At 77.5% G+C, this 23,189-nt stretch carries 18 protein-coding genes and 1 tRNA gene; 15 read left to right on the plus strand and 4 right to left on the minus strand.

Annotated elements, in window-relative coordinates; translation table 11 throughout:
* Positions 1-138 precede the first annotated feature (138 nt).
* Complete coding sequence (locus tag D5H78_RS19160) at positions 139-297, plus strand: hypothetical protein (protein ID WP_165865563.1); 159 nt, start codon at positions 139-141, stop codon at positions 295-297.
* Between the two features lie 12 nt (positions 298-309).
* Here D5H78_RS19160 and D5H78_RS02385 read toward each other — a convergent pair whose 3' ends face one another.
* Both D5H78_RS02385 and D5H78_RS02390 read right to left on the minus strand, forming a co-directional pair.
* On the minus strand, positions 310-1,824 hold the full coding sequence (locus tag D5H78_RS02385; protein WP_119948769.1) for a potassium/proton antiporter: 1,515 nt from the start codon (positions 1,822-1,824) through the stop codon (positions 310-312).
* Entirely contained in the window at positions 1,825-2,469 is a 645-nt protein-coding gene (locus D5H78_RS02390) for a 5-formyltetrahydrofolate cyclo-ligase (protein ID WP_218566144.1), read from the minus strand.
* 47 nt (positions 2,470-2,516) lie between these two features.
* Between D5H78_RS02390 and D5H78_RS02395 the strand changes: the two genes are divergently transcribed.
* The 7 genes from D5H78_RS02395 to D5H78_RS02425 all read left to right on the plus strand — a co-directional run bounded on the left by D5H78_RS02395 (position 2,517) and on the right by D5H78_RS02425 (position 8,451).
* The gene (locus D5H78_RS02395; RefSeq protein ID WP_119948771.1) at positions 2,517-4,457 is read left to right on the plus strand and encodes a GGDEF domain-containing protein; all 1,941 of its coding nucleotides are present in this window, start codon (positions 2,517-2,519) and stop codon (positions 4,455-4,457) included.
* 60 nt (positions 4,458-4,517) lie between these two features.
* On the plus strand, positions 4,518-5,795 hold the full coding sequence (gene glp / locus D5H78_RS02400; RefSeq protein ID WP_119948772.1) for a molybdotransferase-like divisome protein Glp: 1,278 nt from the start codon (positions 4,518-4,520) through the stop codon (positions 5,793-5,795).
* Positions 5,796-5,836: 41 nt separating this feature from the next.
* Positions 5,837-6,265 carry a cyclic pyranopterin monophosphate synthase MoaC gene (gene moaC, locus D5H78_RS02405; protein WP_119949301.1) on the plus strand — a complete coding sequence of 143 codons (429 nt, stop codon included), beginning with the start codon at positions 5,837-5,839 and terminating at the stop codon, positions 6,263-6,265.
* Positions 6,262-6,729 (plus strand): MogA/MoaB family molybdenum cofactor biosynthesis protein, encoded by a 468-nt coding sequence (locus tag D5H78_RS02410; protein ID WP_119949302.1) that lies wholly within the window; start codon positions 6,262-6,264, stop codon positions 6,727-6,729. Before moaC ends, D5H78_RS02410 begins: the two co-directional genes overlap by 4 nt.
* A 14-nt stretch (positions 6,730-6,743) precedes the next feature.
* Entirely contained in the window at positions 6,744-7,313 is a 570-nt protein-coding gene (locus tag D5H78_RS02415; protein ID WP_119948773.1) for a GNAT family N-acetyltransferase, read from the plus strand.
* A gap of 69 nt (positions 7,314-7,382) precedes the next feature.
* Positions 7,383-8,303: a hypothetical protein gene (locus D5H78_RS02420; protein ID WP_119948774.1), complete on the plus strand. Its 921-nt coding sequence runs from the start codon at positions 7,383-7,385 to the stop codon at positions 8,301-8,303.
* A gap of 75 nt (positions 8,304-8,378) precedes the next feature.
* Positions 8,379-8,451 (plus strand) — tRNA-Ala (locus D5H78_RS02425).
* Between the two features lie 142 nt (positions 8,452-8,593).
* Here the strand turns inward: D5H78_RS02425 and D5H78_RS02430 are convergent.
* Both D5H78_RS02430 and D5H78_RS02435 read right to left on the minus strand, forming a co-directional pair.
* Positions 8,594-12,547: a PKD domain-containing protein gene (locus tag D5H78_RS02430; RefSeq protein WP_119948775.1), complete on the minus strand. Its 3,954-nt coding sequence runs from the start codon at positions 12,545-12,547 to the stop codon at positions 8,594-8,596.
* Positions 12,548-12,776: 229 nt separating this feature from the next.
* A complete protein-coding gene (locus tag D5H78_RS02435) occupies positions 12,777-14,342 on the minus strand; it encodes a dolichyl-phosphate-mannose--protein mannosyltransferase (RefSeq protein ID WP_119948776.1) in 1,566 nt (521 codons plus the stop codon).
* 26 nt (positions 14,343-14,368) lie between these two features.
* Between D5H78_RS02435 and rsmI the strand changes: the two genes are divergently transcribed.
* The 7 genes from rsmI to D5H78_RS02470 all read left to right on the plus strand — a co-directional run bounded on the left by rsmI (position 14,369) and on the right by D5H78_RS02470 (position 23,188).
* Positions 14,369-15,244, plus strand: coding sequence for a 16S rRNA (cytidine(1402)-2'-O)-methyltransferase (gene rsmI / locus D5H78_RS02440; protein WP_119948777.1), 876 nt, complete (start codon positions 14,369-14,371; stop codon positions 15,242-15,244).
* Positions 15,245-15,255: 11 nt separating this feature from the next.
* Positions 15,256-17,049 carry a methionine--tRNA ligase gene (gene metG / locus D5H78_RS02445; RefSeq protein WP_119948778.1) on the plus strand — a complete coding sequence of 598 codons (1,794 nt, stop codon included), beginning with the start codon at positions 15,256-15,258 and terminating at the stop codon, positions 17,047-17,049.
* Positions 17,050-17,104: 55 nt separating this feature from the next.
* Positions 17,105-17,935, plus strand: coding sequence for a TatD family hydrolase (locus D5H78_RS02450; RefSeq protein ID WP_342782408.1), 831 nt, complete (start codon positions 17,105-17,107; stop codon positions 17,933-17,935).
* Positions 17,936-18,270: 335 nt separating this feature from the next.
* Complete coding sequence (locus tag D5H78_RS02455; protein WP_165865564.1) at positions 18,271-19,476, plus strand: resuscitation-promoting factor; 1,206 nt, start codon at positions 18,271-18,273, stop codon at positions 19,474-19,476.
* Positions 19,477-19,532: 56 nt separating this feature from the next.
* Positions 19,533-20,432, plus strand: coding sequence for a 16S rRNA (adenine(1518)-N(6)/adenine(1519)-N(6))-dimethyltransferase RsmA (rsmA, locus tag D5H78_RS02460; protein ID WP_119949303.1), 900 nt, complete (start codon positions 19,533-19,535; stop codon positions 20,430-20,432).
* A 9-nt stretch (positions 20,433-20,441) separates the two neighbouring features.
* Positions 20,442-21,377 carry a 4-(cytidine 5'-diphospho)-2-C-methyl-D-erythritol kinase gene (locus tag D5H78_RS02465; protein WP_119948781.1) on the plus strand — a complete coding sequence of 312 codons (936 nt, stop codon included), beginning with the start codon at positions 20,442-20,444 and terminating at the stop codon, positions 21,375-21,377.
* Positions 21,374-23,188, plus strand: coding sequence for an ABC-F family ATP-binding cassette domain-containing protein (locus D5H78_RS02470; RefSeq protein WP_119948782.1), 1,815 nt, complete (start codon positions 21,374-21,376; stop codon positions 23,186-23,188). The genes D5H78_RS02465 and D5H78_RS02470 overlap by 4 nt, the downstream gene beginning before the upstream one ends.
* Position 23,189 lies beyond the last annotated feature (1 nt).

The raw sequence follows: 23,189 nt of genomic DNA on the forward strand, positions 1-23,189 counted from the left end.
GGGGTACGTCCTCCCGGTCACCCCGCCGGGCGGGAGCGCCGAGGGGCGCTCGTACGTCCTGCAGGGCGGGGCCCGCCGCCGGCGGCGCCCCGGGCGGGCCCTCGGGCGCCGCCCACCGCACGAGCAGGAGGAGGGACCGTGGCGTCGCTGTTCGCCAAGGTGCAGAAGTTCGCGCAGAGCCCGCAGGGCCGCAAGCTCATCGGCGAGGCGACCCGCAAGGCCCAGCAGGCCGCGCAGGACCCGCGGAACCGGGAGCGCATCGAGCAGGTCCGCCGGCGGTTCACCGGGAAGCCCTGAGCGGTCGCGGCGTCAGCGCCGGTCGCGCCCGCGCCGCCCCCCGTGCCAGTCGGCGAGCCGGCCGTGGAGCGACACCGCGCGCAGCCGGCGCTCGGCCTCCTCGCGGTCGCCGCTCGTGGCGACCACGAGGAGCTCGTCGCCGTGGCGCAGGATCGTGCGCCGGTCGGGGACGACGGCCGTGCCGCCGCGCACGACGAGCGTGACGGCGCAGCCGGCCGGCAGGCGCAGCTCGAACACCTGCACGCCGTTGAGCCGGCTGCCCTCCGGGATGGTGACGGTCAGCAGGTCGGCGCCGAGGTGGGTCAGGGGCGAGGCGTCGACGTCGAGCTCGCGCGCCTCCTCCGGGTCCCCGCGCAGGCGCAGGGCGCGGGCGACCGCGGGCAGCGTCGGCCCCTGCACGAGGGTGAACGCCACGACGAGCACGAAGACCACGTCGAAGACCAGCTGGCTGCGCTCGACGCCCTCGACCACGGGCACGGTGGCGAGCACGATCGGCACCGCGCCGCGCAGGCCGGCCCAGGACAGCAGGGCCTGCTCGCGCGGGCCCAGCCCGAACGGCGTCGCGGACACCAGCACCGAGAGCGGGCGCGCCAGCAGCAGCAGCGCCGCGCCGATGCCGAGCGCGGGCAGGACGGCCGGCCCCAGCTCGTGCGGCGTGACGAGCAGGCCCAGCATGACGAAGAGGCCGATCTGGGCCACCCAGGCGACGCCCTCCGCGAAGCCGCGGGTGGCCGGGCCGTGCGCGAGGCGGCTGTTCCCCAGCACGAGCGCGGCCAGGTAGACCGCCAGGAAGCCCGAGCCGTGCGCGACGGCCGCCGCGCCGTAGGCGCCGAGCGCCAGCCCGAGGACCGTGATGGGGTAGAGGCCGGACGAGGGGAGGGAGACCCGCTGGAGCAGCAGCGCGCCCGCGCGGCCCACGCCGAGGCCGACCACGGCCCCCACCGCCAGCTCGAGCACCAGCTCGCCGGCGATCCCCAGCGGGTCGAGCCCCTCGCCGTGCACCAGCGACTCGGCCAGCGCGACGACGAGGATCACCACCGGGGCGTCGTTGAAGCCGGCCTCGGCCTCGAGCATGCCGACGAGCCGGCGCGGCAGCGGCACCCGGCGCAGCACGGAGAACACCGCCGCGGCGTCGGTCGAGGACACGACCGCGCCCAGCAGCAGCGCGAGGCCCCAGTCGGGGACGAGCAGCACGTACGCCGCCGCGCCGGTGACCGCGACGCTGACCAGGCTGCCCACCGTGGCCAGCACGGCGGCCGCGGGCACGGCCGGGCGGATCGAGCGCCACGAGGTCGTCAGCCCGCCCTCGGCGAGGATCACCGCCAGCGCGGCGTAGCCGAGGACGCCGGTGAGCTCGGCGTCGTCGAAGTCCAGCCCGAGCACGTCCTCGCCGAGCAGGAGGCCGAGGCCGACGTACAGCAGCAGCGAGGGCAGCCCGCTGCGCACGGACAGCCGCACGGCCAGCACGGCCAGCAGGAGCACGCACGCGGCGACGAGCAGCACCGGGCCCAGGTCGTCGCGCGACACTCAGCCGCCCCCGGCGCCCGGGGCGGAGAGCCGGTGCGCGCCCCCGGGGTCGACGGCGAGGTGCACGCGGGCGTCGTGCGGCTCCGCCGGCACCGCGTCCAGCAGCTCGCCCCGGCGCAGCAGCGCGACGACCGGGGCGCGCCGCGCGCGGGCGAGCGCCCGGTCGTACGACCCCCCGCCGCGCCCGAGCCGCGTCCCGTCGCGCCCGACCGCGAGCGCCGGCACCACGACGAGCCCGGCCCCCGCGACCGCCTCCCGGCCCAGGCGCGGGCCGGCCGGCTCGCGCAGGCCCCGGCGGCCCGGCACGAGGGGCCCGCCGTCCCAGGCGGCCCAGTCCAGGTCGTCGTCCTCGCGCAGCACCGGCAGCAGCACCCGCCAGCCCGCGGCGCGGAGCCGGACGAGCAGCCCGGCGGTCGGCGGCTCGGTGCCGGCGGCGGCGTACGCGGCCACGGTGCCGGCCCCCGGCGCCCCCGGCGGGGGGAGCAGGGCCAGCACGGCCGCCGCGAGCGCGTCGGCCTCGGCCGCCCCCGCGGGCCCCGCCGCGCGCCGGGCGGCGAGCAGGCGCCGGCGCAGCGCGGCCTTGGCCGCGCGCACGTCGCCCCCGCCGGGGCTCAAGGTCGCGGGCGCGGCTGCCGAAGGGGTCACGTTGGTCATTGTCCGGGTCCTCCGGCTGACCGGGTGAGGGGTGCTGCGTGAGCCTGCGGAACAGGCTGTGGCTCGTCGTCGGCGCGCTCGTGCTCCTGCCGCTGCTCGTCGGCGGGGGCGCGGCCGTCAGCGTCGTGCAGCGCGACGTGCAGCGGGCGGACCAGGAGGTCCTCGACGCCCGCACCGACGCCGTGGCCGTCGCGCTCGCCCGCGCCTGCGCGGAGGCCGGCGTGGCCGCCCGGTCGGTCGGCGCCGAGGCGGCCGTCGGGTCGCCGGAGGCCGCCGTGCAGGCCCTCGTGGAGTCCCGGTACGTCGACTACAGCGCGGTGCTCCAGCGGGGCCGGGTCGTCGCCGCGTCGGACGTCCCGCCGTACCCGGGTCGCGAGCTCCTCTCCTGCGCGGCCGGCGACGTGCCCCCCGCGGGCGCGGGCGGCCCGGTGATCGCCGAGCGCGTCGAGGTCCGGGGCGACGACCGCATCGACACCGCCGTCGCCGCGATCCGCCCGGACCTCACCGACCTCGCCCGCATCGGCGACGAGGACGTCGCCGGCGCGCTGCTGCTGCTGACGCCCGAGGGCGGGCTGGCGGGCGCGCACGGCGGCGGCGACGTGGCCGCCGCGCTCGCGGGGGCGGCCGCCGCGGTGGAGGGGTCGGGCGCCTTCGAGGTCGACGGCTGGGAGGCGTTCGTCCAGCGCGCCGACGACCCCGTGGGGAGCGCGCGCAGCCCGTACACCGTCGTCGTCGCCACCGAGCACGGGAGCCTGCTGGGCCTCGGCCTCGTCGTCGCCGGCACCACGGTGGTCCTCGTGCTGCTCGTGCTCTTCCTCGGCTGGAACCTCGCGCGCCAGCTGTCCCGCCCGCTCGCCGAGCTCACCGAGGCCGCCGAGCGGGTCGCGGCGGGCGACCTCGACCAGACGCTGCCGGTGCGCCGCCGCGACGAGACCGGCCGGCTCGCCCTCGCCTTCAACCGGATGACGCGTGAGCTGCGCCGCACCGTCGCCGACCTGTCCCGCAGCCGGGACGACCTGCGCGAGAGCCTGTCGCGCCTCGGCGGGGCGCTGGGCAGCACCCACGACCTCGAGGGGCTGCTCACGGTCGTCCTCGACACGGCCGTCTCCATCTCCGGCGCCCAGGCCGGCGCCGCGTGGGTGGACGAGGGGCACGGCGCCCTGCAGCTCGTCACGACCAAGGGCCGCCAGCGCGACGTCCCCGACCGCTTCGTCGGCGGCGACGGGGCCGAGCTGCTCATCCGGGCGACCGAGACCGGGCGCATCGAGCGCGACGAGCGCCAGGTCGTCGTCCCCCTGCTGCGCATGGGCCGGGTCGTGGGCCTGCTCGGCCTGGGCTCGGACGGCGGGGCGCCGCGGATGGACGACGCCGCGGAGACGGCGCTGCAGACGCTCGCCGCGCAGGCCGGCATCGCCGTGGACAACGTCCTCGTGCACCGCGAGGCCCAACGCCTCTCGATCACCGACCCGCTCACGGGCCTGTGGAACTTCCGCTACCTCTCGATGAACCTGGCCCGCGAGATCGAGCGCGCGAGCCGGTTCGACCGGCCGCTGGCGGTGCTCATGATGGACCTCGACCACTTCAAGTCGGTCAACGACACGTACGGGCACGCCCGCGGCGACGCCGTCCTGCGCGAGCTCGCCGCGCGCCTGTCCGAGCAGATCCGCGAGGTCGACACCCTCGCCCGCTACGGCGGCGAGGAGTTCGTCCTCGTCCTGCCGGAGACCACGCTCGAGGGCGCCGGGCGCCTCGCCGAGCGCATCTGCGCCGCCGTGCGCCGCGAGCCCTTCGGCGGCGAGGACGGCGAGGTGCCGCTGCCCGTCACCGTGTCGGTGGGCGTGGCGGGCTTCCCGGACCACGGCGCCAGCGCGGCCACCCTGATGCGCGCGGCGGACGAGGCGCTCTACGTCGCCAAGCACGAGGGCCGCGACCGCTGGATGCTCGCCGGGGTGCGCGAGGACGCCCACGCGGGCGACTAGGGTGCGGCGCATGCGCGCGCGCACCCCCGTCCCCGCCCGCCGGACCCCCGGCGGCCGCCCGTGAGCGCCCCGCAGGGCGGGCAGCTCTGGGCCTCGGGGCGCCGCCAGCACGACCCGGTGAGCGTCGAGGAGCACCTCGAGCGGGTGCTGCGCGGGGTCGCGCCGCTCGCGCCGCTCGACCTCGTGCTCGCCGAGGCGCACGGGCGGCTGCTCGCCGAGGACGTCGTGTCGGCCACCGCGCTGCCGCCGTTCGACAACTCCTCCATGGACGGGTACGCCGTCCGCGTGGAGGACGTCGCCGGCGCCTCCGAGAGCACCCCGGTCACCCTCCCCGTCGTCGGGGACGTGCCCGCCGGCACCGCGTCGCCGTACACCGTGCAGCCCGGCTTCACCGCGCGCGTCATGACCGGCGCCCCGCTCCCGCCCGGCGCCGAGGCGGTCGTCCCGGTGGAGTGGACCGACGGCGGGGTCGCCGCGGTGGTCGTGCGCCGCGCGCCCGAGCCGGGGCAGTACGTCCGCCGCCGCGGCGAGGACGTCGCCGAGGGCGAGACGGTGCTGCGCGCCGGCACCCGCATCGGCCCGCCGCAGGTCGGGCTGCTCGCCGCCGTCGGGCGGCCCCGGGTCCCCGTGCGCCCGCGCCCGCGGGTGGTCGTCATGTCGACCGGCAGCGAGCTCGTCGAGCCGGGCCAGCCGCTCGCGCCGGGGCAGATCAGCGACAGCAACAGCTTCATGCTCACCGCGGCCGTGCGCGAGGCCGGGTGCATCGCCTACAACGTCGGCATCGTCCCGGACGAGCGGCGCGTGCTGCTCGACGCCATCGAGGACCAGCTCATCCGCGCCGACCTCGTCATCACCACGGGCGGGGTGAGCGCGGGCGCGTACGACATGGTCAAGGACGTGCTGTCCCGGCTCGGCACCGTGCGCTTCGACCGGGTGCGCATGCAGCCGGGGATGCCGCAGGGCTTCGGCGTCGTGGGGCCGGACTCCACGCCGATCATCACCCTGCCCGGCAACCCGGTGAGCGCCTTCGTCTCCTTCGAGGTGTTCGTGCGCCCCGCGCTGCGCCGGATGCTCGGCGTCGAGCCCCTGCAGCGGCCCCTCGTGCGCGCCGTGCTCACCGAGGGGCTGCGCTCCCCGGCGGGCAAGCGCCAGTACGCCCGCGCCCGCCTCGACGCCTCCGGCCCCCGCCCGCGGGTCGCGCCGGTCGGCGGCCCCGGCTCGCACCTCGTCGGCGACCTCGCCCTGTCCGACGCGCTCGTCGTAGTGCCGGAGGACGTCACCGAGGTGCCCGCGGGCGCGGAGGTCGACGTCATGGTCCTCGAGCGGCGGCGGGCGTGAGCGCCCGGCTGACCCACGTCGACGCCTCGGGCGCGGCGCGCATGGTCGACGTGTCCGGCAAGGAGGTGACCGCCCGCTCGGCGACGGCCTCGGGCCGCGTCGTCGTCGCGCCGGAGGTCGTGGCCCTGCTCCGCGGCGAGGGCGTGCCCAAGGGCGACGCCATCGCGGTGGCGCGCATCGCCGGCATCCAGGCCGCCAAGCGCACGCCCGACCTCGTCCCGCTGTGCCACCCCGTGGGGGTCCACGGCGCCACCGTCGACCTCGAGGTGCAGGACGACGGGGTCGCGATCACCGCGACGGTGCGCACCGCCGACCGCACGGGCGTGGAGATGGAGGCGCTGACCTGCGTCACCGTCGCCGCGCTCACCCTCGTCGACATGGTCAAGGCCGTCGACAAGGGCGCCGTCATCACCGACGTGCGGGTGGAGCACAAGGCCGGCGGGCGCTCGGGGGAGTGGCGGCGCGCATGAGGGCCCTCGTCGTCACCGTGTCGAACCGCGCCTCGGCCGGCGTCTACGAGGACGCGGGCGGGCCCATCCTCGTCGAGGGGCTGCTCGGCATGGGCTTCGCGGTCGACGGCCCCCGCGTCGTCCCCGACGGCGAGCCCGTCGAGGCCGCCCTGCGCGAGGCGGTGGCGGCGGCGTACGACGTCGTGCTCACCACCGGCGGCACCGGCCTGTCCCCGACGGACCGCACCCCGGAGATGACCCGGCGGGTCGTGGACCGCGAGGTCCCCGGCATCGCCGAGGCGGTGCGGGTGTCCTCGCTCGGACGGGTGCCGACCGCCATGCTGAGCCGCGGCGTCGCGGGCCTCGCCGGGCGCACCCTCGTGGTCAACCTGCCCGGCTCGCCCGGCGGCTGCCGCGACGGCGTCGCCGTGCTCGCCCCGGTCCTGCCGCACGCGGTGGACCAGCTCGCCGGGGGCGACCACTGACCGCGGGCTGGCCGGTGACCCTGTCGGCGGACGGCGTCGGGCTCCGCCCGGTGCACCGCCGCGACGCCGCCGAGTGGCGCGAGGTGCGCCGGCGCAACGCCGACTGGCTCGCCCCGTGGGAGGCGACGCCGCCGCAGGGGGCCGCACCGGAGACGACCTTCGGCGGCATGGTCCGCTTCATGCTCCGCGAGGCGCGCGACGGGCGGATGATGCCGTTCGTCATCACGTACGACCGCCGCCTCGTCGGGCAGGTCACCGTCTCGGGCATCACGTGGGGCTCGCTGTGCTCGGCGCACGTGGGCTACTGGGTGGACAGCGCGGTGGCCGGGCGCGGCATCGTGCCGACCGCCCTCGCGCTCGTCACCGACCACTGCTTCGCGCACGGCCTGCACCGCGTCGAGGTGAACATCCGCCCGGAGAACCGCGCGAGCCTGCGGGTGGTGGAGAAGCTCGGCTTCCGCGACGAGGGGCTGCGCCGGGCGTACCTGCACATCGACGGCGCCTGGCGCGACCACCGCACGTTCGCCCTGTGCGCCGAGGAGGTCCCCGGGGGCCTGCTCGCGCGCTGGCGCGCGGCCCGCTGACGAGCCCGCCCACGACACGCCCGCGACGGTGCGTGTACGCAGGTCACGCCGCCGTTAGCGTTCGTGCCCGTGGGGACCAGCAGCTTGATCTACGTCGTCATCGTCGGGCTCTGGGCCGCCTACCTCGTCCCCAAGCTCATGCGCCGCACGGCGCTCGAGGACGCCGAGGGCACCGCCGCGCCGACCGCCCCGCGCGTCGTGCGCCCCGCGACCCGCGCCGCCTCCGAGTCGGCGAGCGAGGGCCCGGCAGAGGCCGCGCCCGCTGCGCCCGACGCCGCTGAGCAAGCGGTATCCGAGCGTCGACCCCGGCTCTCGCGGCGCGAGGCGGCCGCGCGCCGGCGCATGGCCGCCCGCCGCCGGCGCTGCCTGCTGCTGCTCCTCGCCCTGCCCGTCGTGGCGCTCGCCCTCGCCGGGCTCGGCGCGCTGCCGCCCGCCGCCGGGCTCGCGCCCCTCGCGCTGCCCGCCCTCTACCTCGTCGCCCTGCGCCGGGCCGCCGTCCGCTCCCGCGCGGCGCTCGCCGCCCCGGCCGCCGCCGGGCCCGGCGGGGCCGCCGAGCCCGTCCGGCCGGTCGAGGTCGCCGAGCCCGTCCGGCCGGTCGAGGTCGCCGAGGACGTCCGGCCGGTCGAGGTCGCCGGGGCCGGCGCTGCGCCGGCCGAGCAGCAGGCCCCCGCGGTGCAGGGGGGCGCCGGGGCCGGTGGGGCCCGGGAGGCGCGGGACCCCGCGCCCGTGCCGGCGCAGGCCGCGCCCGCCGAGGACGCCGCGCCGCTCGACGACGGCTCCTGGGAGCCCCTGCCGATCACCCTGCCGACGTACGTCACCAAGCCCAAGGCCGTGCTCACCGCCCGGTCGATCGACCTGTCCGGCGACGGCGCCTGGACGCAGGTGCAGGGCTTCGTCGTCAGCCACGCCGGCGCCACGCGCTCGATCGACCTGCGCAGCGAGGCCGGTCGCGAGGTGCCGGCCGAGCGCCGGCGCGCCGCCGGCGAGTAGCCCGGCGGCCGGGCCGGGGGACCCCGGGGCCGGCGCGGGGGGCGCCCCCGCGCGTGCTAGGGTTCTTCCTCGTCTGGGGCTGTAGCGCAGCTGGTAGCGCACCTCGTTCGCAACGAGGGGGTCAGGGGTTCGAGTCCCCTCAGCTCCACACCACCCGAAGGGCCCCGGTGACCTGGTCACCGGGGCCCTTCGCCGTGCGGCGGCCGGGCCGGGCGGGGGAGCCGGCCGGGCGCGCGCGGCGCGACCCCCGCCCGGTGGGGAGTGGGCGGGGGCCGCGGTCGGGGGCGGGCTCAGCCGGCGGTCACCTGCCGCGAGGTGGTCGCGGAGCGGCCCCAGGCGTCGGTGGCGGTGAGCACCACCGTGTACGTCCCCGCCGCCGCGTAGGTCCTCGTCTGCGTCGCGCCGCCGCTGGTGGACGTGCCGTTGCCCCAGGCCCAGGCGTACGCCACCGCGTCGCCCTGCGGGTCGACCGTGCCGGCCGCGTCGAACCGGCACACGAGCCCGGTGCACGTCGCGGTGAAGGTGGGGACGGGCGGTGCGTTGGTGGCCGGCTCGGCGAGCACCACCGTGCGGGTGGTCGACGCGGCGCGCCCCCAGCCGTCGGTGGCGGTGAGCGTGACGACGTACGTGCCGGTGCGGGCGTAGCGGTGCGCCGACGGGGTGGCGCCGGTGCTCGCGGCGGTGCCGTCGCCCCAGTCCCAGCGGTACGCCACGACGTCCCCCGCGTCGGGGTCCCTCGTGCCCGTGCTGCTCACGCTGCACGACAGGGCGAGGCAGCCGGTGGTGAAGGTCGGCACCGGCGCGGTGTTGCCCGCCGGCTCCGCGACCGCCACCTGCAGGCTCGTCGTCGAGGTCGCCCGCCACCGGTCGGTGACGGTCAGGGTGGCGGTGAAGGTGCCCGGGGTCGCGTACGTCTTGACGGGGACCGGCCCCGTGCCCCCGACGACCGGGCCGCTCGTGGTGCCGAAGGACCACGCGTAGGTCAGCCCGGCCACGTCCTCGTCGGTGGACGAGCGGGCGTCGAACGAGCAGACGTTCTGCGCGCAGCTCGCGGTGGCGCGGGCGACCGGCGGCTGGTTCGCCGGCTGGCGCACGACGATGCCGGTGGCCGCGCGAGGCTCGCTGACGAAGCCGTGCCCGTCGGTGGCGCGGACCTGCACGCTGTACGTGCCGACCGGCACCACCGGGCTCGTCCAGGAGTAGTTGGACCCCTGGCTGCCGGGGCTCGTGAGGAAGGCCGAGCGCCAGCTGGCCGCGGTGCTCGTGAAGGTGCCGGTCGAGGACATCCAGCGCCCGGCCGCGTCGACGAGGCCCACCTCGACCCGCGCGACGCTCACGTCGTCCACGGCCCGCCCGGTGACGACCACGCGCCCGTCGTCGAAGACCGCCCCGTCGACGGGGGCGCCCAGGGCCGCCTCGAACGTCGGCGGCAGGTCGCCGGGGTAGTACCGGTAGGTCGCGGTGGCCCCCGAGGGGTCCTGCTGCCCGGCCGTGTCGACCGCGAGCACCGTGACCCGGTAGTCGCCGGCCCCCGGCAGGTCGACCGGCAGGCTCCACGCGGTGCTCGTCGCGCCGGGCGCGGCGAGGACGGCCGGCACGGACGCGGCGCCGGAGGAGAACGAGCCGTCGGCCTTGAGGTAGCGCCCGGTGTCGTCGTCGAGCACGCGGACCTGCACCGCCGCGACGCCCTTGTCGTCGCTCGCCGTGCCGGCCAGGTCGAGGTGCGGGCCGGCGGGCACCTGCGTGCCGGTCACCGCCAGCAGGCCGTCCGGCGGGGCGTCCCCGGGCACGGTCGCGCTGAGCGTCAGCCGGCCCTGCCCGGCGGTCGCGGTGACGAGCCCCTCGTCGTCGGTGGCCCGCACGGCGAAGGAGTAGGTCCCCGGCGAGAGCGCGGGCGTCGTCCAGGCCCAGCGGTAGCTGACCGCGGCCACGTCGGCCGGCGAGACCCGGTGCCACCCCGCGACGAGACCGGTGCCCCAGCTGCCGTCGGCGGCGAGGACCTCGCCGGTGGTGCTGTTGCGCAGGCTGACCTCGACCGAGCGGACCCGCGTGTCGTCGGTCGCGGTGCCGGCGAGGCGCAGGGGTGCGCCGGGCTGCACCGCGACGGCGGGCACCGTGAACGGCGGCACCATCGCGACGGGCTCCTCGACGGCCACCACGGGGGCGACCGCCGTGGCGTCGACGGTGATGTCGCGGGTGGCGCTGCGCAGGTCCGCCTGGCCCGCGGTGTCGATGGCGGTGGCGCTGGCCCGCCACACGCCCTCGTGCGGCAGCGTGACCTCGTACGACCACGTCGCGCTCGTCGCGCCGACCACGTCGGGCTGGCCGCGGAAGGTGCTGTAGACCTCGCTGAGGCTGCCGTCGGGCTGCAGGTAGCGGCCCTGGGCGTCGCGGAACCAGTACGTCAGCGCGGTGACCCCGCGGTCGTCGGTCGCGGTCCCGGTGAGGGTCAGGGTCGTCGTGGTCTGCACGCCGCTCGGGCCGGTGACGGACGTCGCCGGCGTCTGGTCGTCGAAGCTGAAGGACTCGGCCTTCTTCACCGCCTTGGTCCTGTCGGCCGAGCCGCGGCTGTCCACCGCCTTCGCCGTCACCTGCAGCGCGTGGTTGCCGGTCAGGGTCAGCGGCAGCGACCACGGCCGGCTCGTCGTGCCCGCGCCGAGGACCGCGGGCAGCGTGTTGGCCGCGCCCCAGGTCACGAGGTCGTCCTGGAGGAACTGCTTGGTGTCCCGGTCCTGGACCTCGACCTGGACCTCGCGCACGGTGCGGCCGGCGGCCACCGTCGCGGTGCCGGTGAGCGTCGTCGGCGTCCCGGCGGTGAGCACCCGCCCCTCGAGGGGTGCCGCGATCGTCGTGTCGGGCAGCGCCGGCGCCGGCACCGTCGCGAAGTCGTAGACGGCGACCCGCCCGGTGCGGACCCCGCCCTGGAACATCCCGTCGCCGCCGACGAGGAGCCCGCGCGGCGTGACCTCCATGGCCTTGTTGCCCTCGAAGCTCGTCGAGCCCGGGTTCCACTCCAGCGCCGTGCCCGTGCGCGGGTCCAGCGCGCCGATGTGGTCCCGGCGGACCACCTGGTCGCCGAGGCCGTAGCCGGACAGGCCCTGGCCGGTGCCGTACCCGACGTCGTCCAGGCCCGGCCACGGCACGTCCGCGGTGGGGGACTCGTTCCAGCTGAAGTGCCCGCCGAGGTACACCGCGGACTCGCTCACGGCGACCGAGTAGATGCTGTCGAAGGCCCGGTGCACCCACAGCGGCCGGACGTCGTCGCCGCCCTCCAGCGGGTACGCCACGACGGTGTCGTTGACCGGCGGGGTGTCGCCGCCCGACCCGCTCGCCACGACGAAGTACGTGTCGTCGGGCGCCACGTCCGCGGCGTACGCCCGCACCACGCCGCCGACGCGGGCGAGGTTCTCGTCCCACAGCCGGGTGCGCCAGGGCAGCAGCCGCTTGGTCGCGGTGTCGACCATCGCCACGGCCAGCCGGTCCTGCCCGGCGACCTGGCGGCCGGTGTGCACGACGACGAGCCGCCGGTCGTCGTGCGTGAGCTCGAGCTGCTGCACCGTGAGGGTGCCCCCGACGCCGGTGCCGCCGGAGATCGAGTTGTCGAACCCGGGGTCGACCGCCCCGGTCGCCGTGCTCAGCGCGGCCAGCCCGGTGCGCGCCGCCCCGTTGACCCGGGTGAAGCGCCCGCCGACGTACAGCGTGGTGTCCGTCGCCGCCAGCGCGGTCGCCTGGTTGTTGGTGCTGCGGCTGGTGTCGAAGGCCGCGACGGGCGCGCCCGTGGCGAGGTCGAGGCGGGCGACCTTCTGCCGCTGGACGCCCCCGACCCTGCCGAAGGAGCCGGCCACGAAGAGCCCGGTGCCGTCGGGCGTGGCCTCCACGGCGCTCACCGCCCCGTCGAAGGTCGGCCGGAACCCGCGGTCGAGCAGCCCCGTCGACAGGTCGAAGCTGAGCAGCCCGGCCTGGTTGAGCACGGTCGTCGTGCCCCGGGTGTCCTGGACCCGGGTGAACGACCCGGCGACGAACGCCCGGTCGAGCCGGGGCACGACCTCGATGTCCCAGATCTCGCCGTCGAGGATGCGCGGGGTGTCCGCGCGGGGCTTGTCCGGCACGAGCCGGGCCCCGTGCGCCGGGACCGGCTGCGCGGCGGCGGCCGGGCCGGCGGTCGCCGCGGGAGCGGCGACGGCGGTCAGCGGCAGGAGCAGCCCGGCGAGGGCTGCGCCTGCGGCGCGGCGGAGCGAGTTCATGCGACCCCCTGCTCACCGGGGGTGTCGCGGAGCGCGTCCTCCGCAGGCGTCCGACCACCGGTGCCACCGACGGTAGGCAGCGCGCGACCGGTCCGGCGGGGATGTCCGGGAGGTCGCCCCGCGGTAGTACGCAGCGTCACGGCACCGCCCCGTCCGGCCGGGGCCGGGTGGCCCGGCGGGGACGGGGCCGGACGGGGGGCGTGCGCCCGGACGGCCCAGCCCGCGCCCCTCAGATCCAGCTGCGCAGCCACATCCGGTCGTACCAGGAGCCGTACGGCACGACCTCGGCGGTGAGCACGGGGTAGAGCCAGGCGAAGTCGACGACGACGAGCAGCACGTACGCCCCCGCGAGGGCGAGCCCCCAGCGGCGCCGCCGCGGCGGCGCGCCCGGCGGCCCGACCACCATCCCCAGCACGAGGACCACGGCGAGCACGAGGAACGGCACGAAGGCCACCGCGTAGAACGAGTAGATCGTCCGGTCCTGGTACGCGAACCACGGCAGCCAGCCCGCCGCGACCCCGCACAGCACGGCGCCGGCCCGCCAGTCCCGCGCCCCCGCCCAGAGCACGAGGAGCACGGCGAGGGCGGCGACCGCCGCCCACCACAGCGCCGGCGTCCCCAGCCCCGTCACCGCCTGCGAGCAGCTGTCGGCGTCGCCGCAGCCCGGCGTGCCCGGCTCGGGCGTCTCGTAGTAGAAGGACACCGGGCGCGCCAGGACGAGCCAGCCCCAGGGGTTCGACTCGTACGGGTGCGGGGTCGAGAGGTCCTGGTTGACCTGCAGCATCTGCGCCTGCAGGTGCAGCCAGGAGCGGACGCTCGCGGGCAGCCAGGAGCCCGGCTGCCCGGCCGCCCAGTCCCGCCCGTACGCCCGGTCGGGCCCGGCGGCGAACCAGCCCGCCCAGGAGGTGACGTAGAGGACGGCGGAGGTCAGCACGAGCGAGGCCGCGGCCGGGGCGGCGTCGCGCAGGAGCGCCCCGCCCCAGGGGCGGCGCACGCCCGCGGCGCGGCGGGCGCCCACGTCCCACAGCACCGTCAGCAGCCCGAAGGCCGCGAGGAAGAAGAGGCCGCTCCACTTCGTCGCGCAGGCGGCGCCGAGCAGGACCCCGGCAGCCAGGCGCCACGGGCGCAGGCCCAGCGGGGGGCCGTACCGCGCGGCGTCGAGGGGCAGCGCCGCCGCCAGCCGCTCGCGCACCCGGTCGCGGTCGACGAGCAGGCAGGCGAACGCGCAGAGCACGAAGGTGCCGAGGATGACGTCGAGCAGCGCGGTGCGGCTGTGCACCACGTGCAGGCCGTCCACCGCGAGCAGCAGCCCCGCGGTGCACCCCAGCAGGGTCGAGCGGAGGAGGCGCCGCCCGGCGCGGGCGAGGACGAGGACCGAGAGGGTGCCCAGGAGCGCCACGACGACCCGCCAGCCGACGGGGTCGTAGCCGAGCACCTGCTCGCCGAGCCCGATGAGCCACTTGCCGAGCGGCGGGTGCACGACGAACTCCGGGGCGCCCGCGTCGGTGACCTCGGTGCCGTGGCGCAGCAGGTCGCGCGCCTGGTCGGCGTAGTAGACCTCGTCGAAGACGAGCTCGCCCGGGGTGCCGAGCCGCCAGGAGCGGATGCCGCCGGCGACCGCCGCCACGAGCAGCGGGCCCAGCCACGACCAGGGGCGCTCGGCGGGCAGGGGCGTCAGCAGCCGGTCGCGCGCGCCGCGCCGGACCCGGGCGGGGCGGGCGGGCCGGGCGTCCGGCGCGGCCGGCGCCGTGGGCGCCGCCGGCGGCTCGAGGGAGGTCGACGGCACGCGCTCCACTCTCCCACGGCCCGTAGGGTCGGGGCGTGAGCGGAGCGGCCGGCGGCGTCCTCGTCCTCGCGGGGACCCCCCTCGGCGACCCCGACGACGCGTCCCCGCGGCTGCGGCGCGAGCTCGAGCGCGCCGACGTCGTGGCCGCGGAGGACACCCGCCGGCTGCGCCGGCTGTGCGCGGCGCTCGGGGTGGAGCCGCGCGGGCGGGTCGTCTCCTACTTCGAGCAGAACGAGGCCGCGCGCACCGCCTCGCTCGTCGAGGCGCTGCGGGCCGGGGAGCGGGTCCTGCTCGTCACCGACGCCGGCATGCCCAGCGTGTCCGACCCCGGCTACCGGCTGGTCGCCGCGGCGGTCGAGGCGGGGGTGCCGGTGACGTCCGCGCCGGGACCGTCGGCGGTGCTCACGGCGCTCGCCGTGAGCGGGCTGCCCGTCGACCGGTTCTGCTTCGAGGGCTTCCTGCCGCGCAAGGGCGGCGAGCGCGCCCGGCGCCTCGCCGAGCTCGCCGCCGAGCCGCGCACGCTCGTGCTCTTCGAGGCGCCCCACCGCACGCAGGCGGCGCTCGAGGCGCTGGCGGGGGCGTTCGGGGCGGACCGGCGGGCCGCCGTGTGCCGTGAGCTGACCAAGACGTACGAGGAGGTCGTGCGCGGCCCGCTCGGCGAGCTCGCCGCCTGGGCCGCGCAGGGCGTGCGCGGCGAGGTCACGCTCGTCGTGGAGGGGGCGCCGCCGGCGCCGCCCGAGAGCGACCCCGGGGAGCTGGCCCGCCGGGTCGCCGTGCGCGAGGGCGCCGGCGAGCGGCGCAAGGAGGCGATCGCCGCGGTCGCCGCCGAGGCGGGCGTGCCCAAGCGCGCGGTGTTCGACGCCGTGGTCGCCGCCAAGGCGGCGGACGGGGCCCGCGCCGGCGCTCCCTAGGATCGGGGGCCATGACCCGCCACATCCTCACCGCGGTCGCCTGGCCCTACGCCAACGGCCCGCGCCACATCGGGCACGTGTCCGGCTTCGGCGTCCCCTCCGACGTCTTCAGCCGCTACATGCGCATGGCGGGCCACGACGTCCTCATGGTGAGCGGGACGGACGAGCACGGCACCCCGATCCTCGTGCAGGCCGAGCAGGAGGGCGTGGCGCCGCGCGAGCTCGCGGACCGCTACAACCGGGTCATCGTCGAGGACCTGCACTCGCTCGGGCTGTCGTACGACCTCTTCACGCGGACCACGACCCGCAACCACTACGCCGTGGCGCAGGAGGTCTTCCGGACCCTGCACCGCAACGGCTACATGGTCGAGCGCACCACCAAGGGCGCGATCTCGCCGTCGACCGGGCGCACCCTGCCCGACCGGTTCATCGAGGGCACCTGCCCGATCTGCGGCTACGACGGCGCCCGCGGCGACCAGTGCGACAACTGCGGCAACCAGCTCGACCCGACCGACCTCATCCGCCCGCGCAGCCGGATCAACGGCGAGGAGCCCCGGTTCGTCGAGACCGAGCACTTCTTCCTCGACCTGCCGGCGCTCGCCGACGCCCTGGGGTCCTGGCTGCAGACGCGCACCGACTGGCGGCCCAACGTCCTGAAGTTCTCGCTCAACCTCCTCGAGGACCTGCGCCCGCGGGCGATGACCCGCGACATCGACTGGGGCGTGCCGGTCCCGCTGCCCGGCTGGGAGGAGAACCCGTCCAAGCGGCTGTACGTCTGGTTCGACGCCGTCATCGGCTACCTGTCGGCGTCGGTGGAGTGGGCGCGGCGCACCGGCGACCCCGACGCCTGGAAGGCGTGGTGGACCGACCCCGAGGCGCAGTCGTACTACTTCATGGGCAAGGACAACATCACGTTCCACTCCCAGATCTGGCCGGCGGAGCTGCTCGGCTACGACGGCCGCGGCGCCAGGGGCGGCACCCCGGGGCCGCTGGGCGAGCTGCAGCTGCCCACCGAGGTCGTGTCCAGCGAGTTCCTCACCATGGAGGGGCGCAAGTTCTCCTCGTCCCGCCAGGTCGTCATCTACGTGCGCGACTTCCTCGCGCGCTACGACGCCGACGCGCTGCGCTACTTCATCGCGGTGGCCGGGCCGGAGACGCAGGACACCGACTTCACCTGGTCGGAGTTCGTCCGGCGCAACAACGACGAGCTCGTCGCGGGCTGGGGCAACCTCGTCAACCGCACCGCCTCGATGATCGCGAAGAACGTGGGCGCGGTCCCGGCCCGCGGGGAGCTCACCGACGCCGACCGCGCGCTCCTCGCCACGACGGGCGCCGGCTTCGGCAGCGTGGGCGACCTCATCGGGCGCCACCGGCAGAAGGCGGCCGTGCAGGAGGCGATGCGGGTCGTCGGCGAGGTCAACACGTACCTGTCGCAGCAGGCGCCGTGGAAGCTCAAGGAGGACCCGGTGCGCCGCGACGCGGTGCTGCACGTCGCCGCGCAGGCGGTCGACGACTGCAACCGCCTGCTCGCGCCGTTCCTGCCGCACACCGCGGGCCGGGTCGCGGCCATGCTGCGCGGCGAGGGCAGCGTGGTCACGCCGGGCTCGAGCATCCGCGAGGTGCAGGACCTCGACGGCCCGGAGCACTACCCGGTGCTCATGCTCGACGAGGGCCCGGGGTCCGGCTGGGGTCCCGTCCCGCTCGTGCCCGGCACCCCCGTCGCCCCGCCGACGCCCGTCTTCCGCAAGCTCGACGCCTCCGTCGTCGACGAGGAGCTGGCCCGGCTGGAGGGCGAGGGTGGCTGAGCCCGCCGGCGCGGGCCCCACGCGGCGCCGCTCGGGCGAGGGGCGCACCCGCGACCTGAGCCGCCCACCGGCGCCGGAGCCGCTGCCGCTCCCCGTCGTGGACACCCACTGCCACCTCGACATCGCCGACGGCCCGGGCGACGCCTGGTGGCCCGTCGAGGAGGCCCTCGCGGCGTCCGCGGCGGTCGGGGTGCCCCGGGTGGTGCAGGTGGGCTGCGACCGGCCCGGCGCCCGCTGGGCGGTGCGCTGCGCGGAGGAGCACGAGGCGGTCGTGGCCGCCGTCGCGCTGCACCCCAACGAGGCGCCGCTGCTGGCCGCCCGCGGCGAGCTCGACGAGGCGCTCGCCGAGGTCGACGCCCTGGCCGCGCACCCGCGGGTGCGCGCGGTGGGCGAGACCGGGCTCGACGCGTTCCGCACCGGCCCGGAGGGGCGGGCGGCGCAGGAGGCCTCGTTCCGCGCGCACATCGCCATGGCCAAGCGGCACGGCAAGGCGCTGCAGATCCACGACCGCGACGCCCACGACGACGTGCTGCGGGTGCTCGAGGAGGAGGGGGCGCCCGAGCGGGTCGTCTTCCACTGCTTCTCCGGCGACGCGGCCATGGCCCGGCACTGCGCGGAGCGGGGCTACTACCTGTCCTTCGCCGGCACGGTGACGTTCAAGAACGCCCAGCCGCTGCGGGACGCGCTCGCGGTCACGCCGCTGGAGCGGGTGCTCGTCGAGACCGACGCGCCCTACCTCGCGCCGATGCCCTACCGGGGCCGGCCCAACGCCTCGTACCTCGTGCCGCTCACCGTGCGGGCGCTGGCGGCGGGCCTGGGGCGCGACCTGGCCGAGGTCTGCTCGGCGCTCGCCGCGAACACGGAGCGTGCCTTCGGCGCCTGGTGACGAGCGGTGTGAGCCCGCTCACGCCGGAAGCGCGTCACTCTCCGTCACCGCGGCGAGGGATGCCCACGACACCGCCAAGGGACGGCAAAGGATGGCGGCGGGCGCTCCCCGGCCCTTGGTGGGGCGCCGCCGGAGTGCGTACGGTCCCCTGGTCGGTCCCGACGGAGCGCCGCGCCAGCAGACGCTGCGACGCCGCGCCACCAGGACCGCCACCGAAGCAAGCCGGGGTCGGGGAAGGCCCCGGGCTGCTCGTCGCCCGCAGGCCGCGCAGAGCGCGGTCCGACGGCGCGCGCCGCCCGGCCCCCGTGCCCGGGACCTCCCAGCACAGGAGCACCGTGCGCCGTCGTCCTGCCGTGCTCGCCTTCCAGGCGGCCGTCCTCACCACCCTCGTCGGGGGCACGACCGCCTTCGTCACGCTCGACAAGACCGTCACCCTCAGCGTCGACGGCCAGGAGCGCGAGGTCCGCAGCTTCGCGCGGACCGTCGAGGGCGTCCTCGACCGCGAGGGCATCGAGGTCGGCCCGCACGACGTCGTCTCCCCGGCCCCGGGCAGCGACCTCAAGGACGGCCAGCGCGTCAGCGTCCGGTACGGCCGCCTCCTCACCCTCACCGTCGACGGCGAGCAGAAGCGGCTGTGGACCACGGCCGACGACGTCGACGAGGCGCTCGACCAGCTCGGCGTGCGCGCCGAGGGCGCCTTCGTGTCGGTGTCCCGCGACGCGGCGATCAACCGGGAGGGCCTGGCGCTGCAGCTGCGCACGTCCAAGCGGGTCAACGTCCTCGCCGACGGCCGCGAGCGCCCCTTCACGACCAACCGCCCCACGGTCGCGCACGTGCTGCGCGACGCGGGGGTCCGCCTCGGCGAGCACGACCGCGTGACGCCGGCGCTGGGCACCGCGCCGGTGGCCGGCACCACCATCACCGTCGAGCGGGTCGCGCTGCGCAAGGTGGTCGAGCGCTTCGAGCTCGACGCCGGCACCGACCGCCGCGAGACCGACGAGCTCTACGAGGGCGAGACCCGGGTCGAGAGCGAGGGCCGCGACGGCGAGCGCGTCGTCGTGCTGCGCGAGCTGCTCGTCGACGGCGAGGTCCGCGACCGCGCCCGCCTGCAGGACCGGGTGAGCGCGCCGGTCGACCGCGTCGTCCTCGTCGGCACCAAGGAGCGCCCGGCGCCCGAGCCGGAGCCCGAGCCCGCCTCGAGCGGCTCCGGCGGGTCGTCCGGCTCGGACGACGACGAGGGCTCGAGCGGCTCGGGGGGCTCGGGCTCCTCCGGCGGCTCGGACGAGGACTACACCCCGCCGTCGAGCGGTGGCCTGGACTGGGCCGCGCTGGCCGCGTGCGAGTCCGGCGGCGATCCGGACATCGTGTCGTCGAACGGCCTGTACCACGGCCTCTACCAGTTCTCGGTCTCCACCTGGCGGTCGGTGGGCGGCTCGGGCCTGCCGTCGCAGGCCTCGCCCGCCGAGCAGACGATGCGCGCCCAGATGCTCTACGACGCCGCGGGCCCCGGCCAGTGGCCCGTCTGCGGGTCGCGGCTCTGAGCGAGCAGGGGCACCAGCGCGACGAGCACGACCCGGCCGGGCCGGCAGCCGAGGGGCTGCCGGCCCGGCCGCGTGCCGCCCTGCTGGGGCCCGCCGAGGTGCGCGCACTCGCCGAGCGCCTCGGCACGCGCCCGACCAAGCAGCTCGGGCAGAACTTCGTCCACGACGCCAACACGGTGCGCCGGATCGTGCGCGCGGCCGGCGTGGGCCCCGGCGACGTCGTCCTCGAGGTCGGCCCGGGGCTCGGCTCGCTGACGCTCGCGCTGCTCGAGGCGGCGCGCTCGGTCGTGGCGGTGGAGGTCGACCCGGTGCTCGCCGCGGCGCTGCCGGGCACCGTCGCGGAGCGCGCGCCCGCGCTGGCCGGGCACCTGCGGGTGGTGGCGGCGGACGCGCTGCGGGTCCGCGCCGAGGACGTCGCGCCGGACGGCGCCCCGCCGCCGACGGCGCTGGTCGCCAACCTGCCGTACAACGTCGCGGTGCCGGTCCTGCTCACCCTGCTCGAGCGCCTGCCGTCGCTGCGCACGGTCCTGGTCATGGTGCAGGCGGAGGTCGCCGAGCGGCTGGCCGCCGAGCCGGGGTCGCGCACGTACGGCGTCCCCTCGGTCAAGGCCGCCTGGTACGGCCGGGTGACCCGCGCCGGCGCGGTGGGGCGCACCGTCTTCTGGCCCGTGCCGAGGGTCGAGTCGGGGCTGGTCCGCCTCGAGCGGCACGACCCCCCGGCGACGAGCGCCACCCGCGAGGAGGTCTTCGCGGTCGTCGACGCGGCGTTCGCGCAGCGGCGCAAGACCCTGCGCGCGGCGCTCGCGGGCTGGGCGGGCTCGGCCGAGGCCGCGGAGGCCGCGCTGCGCGCGGCGGGCGTCGACCCGGCGGCGCGCGGCGAGGCGCTGGGCGTCGCCGAGCTGGCCCGGGTGGCCGCCGCGCGCCCCGCGCCCGCGCCCCCGCCGGCGCGGGCCTAGGGTGGCGGGATGGTGCGCGACGGGTCCGTGACGGTGCGCGTGCCCGCGAAGGTCAACCTCCAGCTCGCCGTGGGCGCGGCCCGCCCCGACGGCTACCACGAGCTCGTCTCGGTCTTCCACGCCGTGTCGCTGCACGACGACGTCACCGTCGCGCCGTCCGACGCGCTGCGCGTCGTCGTCGAGGGCGAGGAGGCGGCGGGGGTCCCCGCGGACGAGACCAACCTCGCCGCCCGCGCGGTGCTCCTGCTCGCCGGGCGCCTCGGGCGCGAGGCGGACGTCCTCGTGCACCTGCGCAAGGGCATCCCGGCCGCGGGCGGCATGGCCGGCGGCAGCGCCGACGCCGCCGGTGCGCTGCTCGCCGCGGACGCGCTCTGGGGGGCCGGGCTCGAGCGGGCCGAGCTGCTCGAGCTGGCGGCCGAGCTCGGCAGCGACGTGCCGTTCGCGCTCGTCGGGGGCACCGCGGTCGGCCTCGGCCGCGGCGAGCGGCTGACGCCCGCGCTCGCCCGCGGGCACTTCGAGTGGGTGCTCGCCCTGGCCGAGGAGGGGCTGTCCACCCCGGCGGTGTACGCCGAGGCCGACCGGCTGCGCGCCGGGCGGGTGCTGCCCGAGCCGCGCCCGAGCGAGCGGCTCATGGCGGCGCTGCGCGCCGGCGACCCGGTGGCGCTCGCGCGGGCGCTCGAGAACGACCTGCAGCCCGCGGCCGCCTCCCTGGCGCCCGGCCTGCACGCCACCCTGCAGGCCGGCGAGGACGGCGGCGCGCTCGGCGGTGTGGTGAGCGGCTCGGGGCCGACGTGCGCGTTCCTCGCCGCGGACGCCGAGGCGGCCGACGAGCTCGCCGGGGCGCTGCTGGACAGCGGCACCTGCCGCGCCGTCCGCCGCGCCCACGGCCCGGTGGCCGGCGCGCGGGTCGTCGAGGGCGGCGCGCGGGAGGGCCGCGGCCAGTGACCCGCAACCTCGTCAACCTCGAGGCCGTCAGCAAGACCTGGGGCACCCGCACCCTCCTCGACGGCGTCTCCCTCGGCGTGGCCGAGGGGCAGCGCACCGGCGTCGTCGGCCGCAACGGCGGCGGCAAGACCACGCTGCTCGAGGTGATGACGGGGCTCGAGCCGCCGGACGCCGGGCGGGTCACCCACGCCGGCGACCTCGCCCTCGGCGTCCTCGCGCAGCACGACGACCTCCCGGCCGACGCGACGGTGCGCGACGTGGTCGTCGGCGGCGCCGCGGCCCACGAGTGGGCCGGCGACCCGCGGGTGCGCGACGTCCTCGTCGGCCTGTTCGGCGGGCTCGACCTGCCCGGGCTGCCGCACGGCATGGACAGCCCGGTGCGCCACCTCTCCGGCGGCGAGCGCCGCCGGGTCGCGCTCGCGCGGCTTCTCGTCGGCGAGCACGACCTGCTCGTCCTCGACGAGCCGACGAACCACCTCGACGTCGAGGGCATCGCCTGGCTGGCGCGGCACGTCCGGGCCCGCCGCGGCGGCCTCGTCGTCGTCACGCACGACCGGTGGTTCCTCGACGAGGTCTGCGACACCACGTGGGAGGTCGCCGACGGGCGGGTGCACGCCTACGAGGGCGGCTACTCCGCGTACGTCCTGGCCCGGGCCGAGCGCGAGCGCGTCGCCGCCGCCGACGAGCAGCGGCGGCAGAACCTCCTGCGCAAGGAGCTGGCCTGGCTGCGCCGCGGCCCGCCCGCGCGCACGTCCAAGCCGCGCTTCCGCATCGACGCGGCCAACGCCCTCATCGCCGACGAGCCGCCCGCGCGCGACAGCGTCGAGCTGGTCCGCTTCGCCTCCGCCCGCCTCGGGCGCACCGTGTACGAGGTCCACGACGCCACCCTGCGCGTCGGCGGGCGCGACCTGCTGGCCCGGCTGACGTGGGACGTCGGCCCGGGCCAGCGCATCGGCGTGGTCGGCGTCAACGGCGCCGGCAAGACCTCGCTGCTGCGCATGCTGCTCGGCCTGCTGCCGCCGGCCGAGGGCCGGGTCGTCACGGGCGTGACGGTCAAGGCGGCGTACCTCTCGCAGCAGGTGAGCGAGCTGCCGCCGGCGCTGCGCGTGCTCGAGGCGGTGGAGCAGGTCAAGCGGGTCATGGAGCTCGGCGGCGGGCGCACCATGACCGCGTCGCAGCTGTGCGAGCGCTTCGGCTTCACCGGCGACAAGCAGTGGACGCCCGTCGGCGACCTCTCCGGCGGGGAGCGGCGGCGCCTGCAGCTGCTGCGCCTGCTCATGGACGAGCCGAACGTGCTCGTCCTCGACGAGCCCACGAACGACCTCGACATCGAGACGCTCACCGCGCTCGAGGACCTGCTCGACGGCTGGGCGGGCACCCTGCTCGTCGTCTCGCACGACCGCTACTTCCTCGAGCGCACCTGCGACACCACCGTGGCGCTGCTCGGCGACGGCCGGCTGCGCGACCTCGTGGGCGGGGTGGAGGAGTACCTCGCGCGCCGCGAGGAGGCGGCCGGCGCGGCGTCGCGCCCCGGGGCCGGCGCGGGCGGCGGGCCGGCCGCGGCCGCGCCGCAGGACGGGCCCGTCGGGCCCAGCGCCCAGGACGTGCGCCAGGCGCGCAAGGACCTCTCCCGGGTGGAGCGGCGCCTCGACCGCATCGCCGCGGAGGAGGCGCGCCTGCACGAGCAGATCGCCGCCGCGGCCACGGACTACGAGCGGGTGGCGGGCCTCGACGCGCAGCTGCGCGCGCTGGCCGCCGAGCGCGAGGCGCTCGAGGAGGAGTGGCTCGCGGCCGCCGAGGTCGCCGGCTGAC

It is taken from the genome of Vallicoccus soli (assembly GCF_003594885.1).
Taxonomy (GTDB): Bacteria; Actinomycetota; Actinomycetes; order Motilibacterales; family Motilibacteraceae; genus Vallicoccus; species Vallicoccus soli.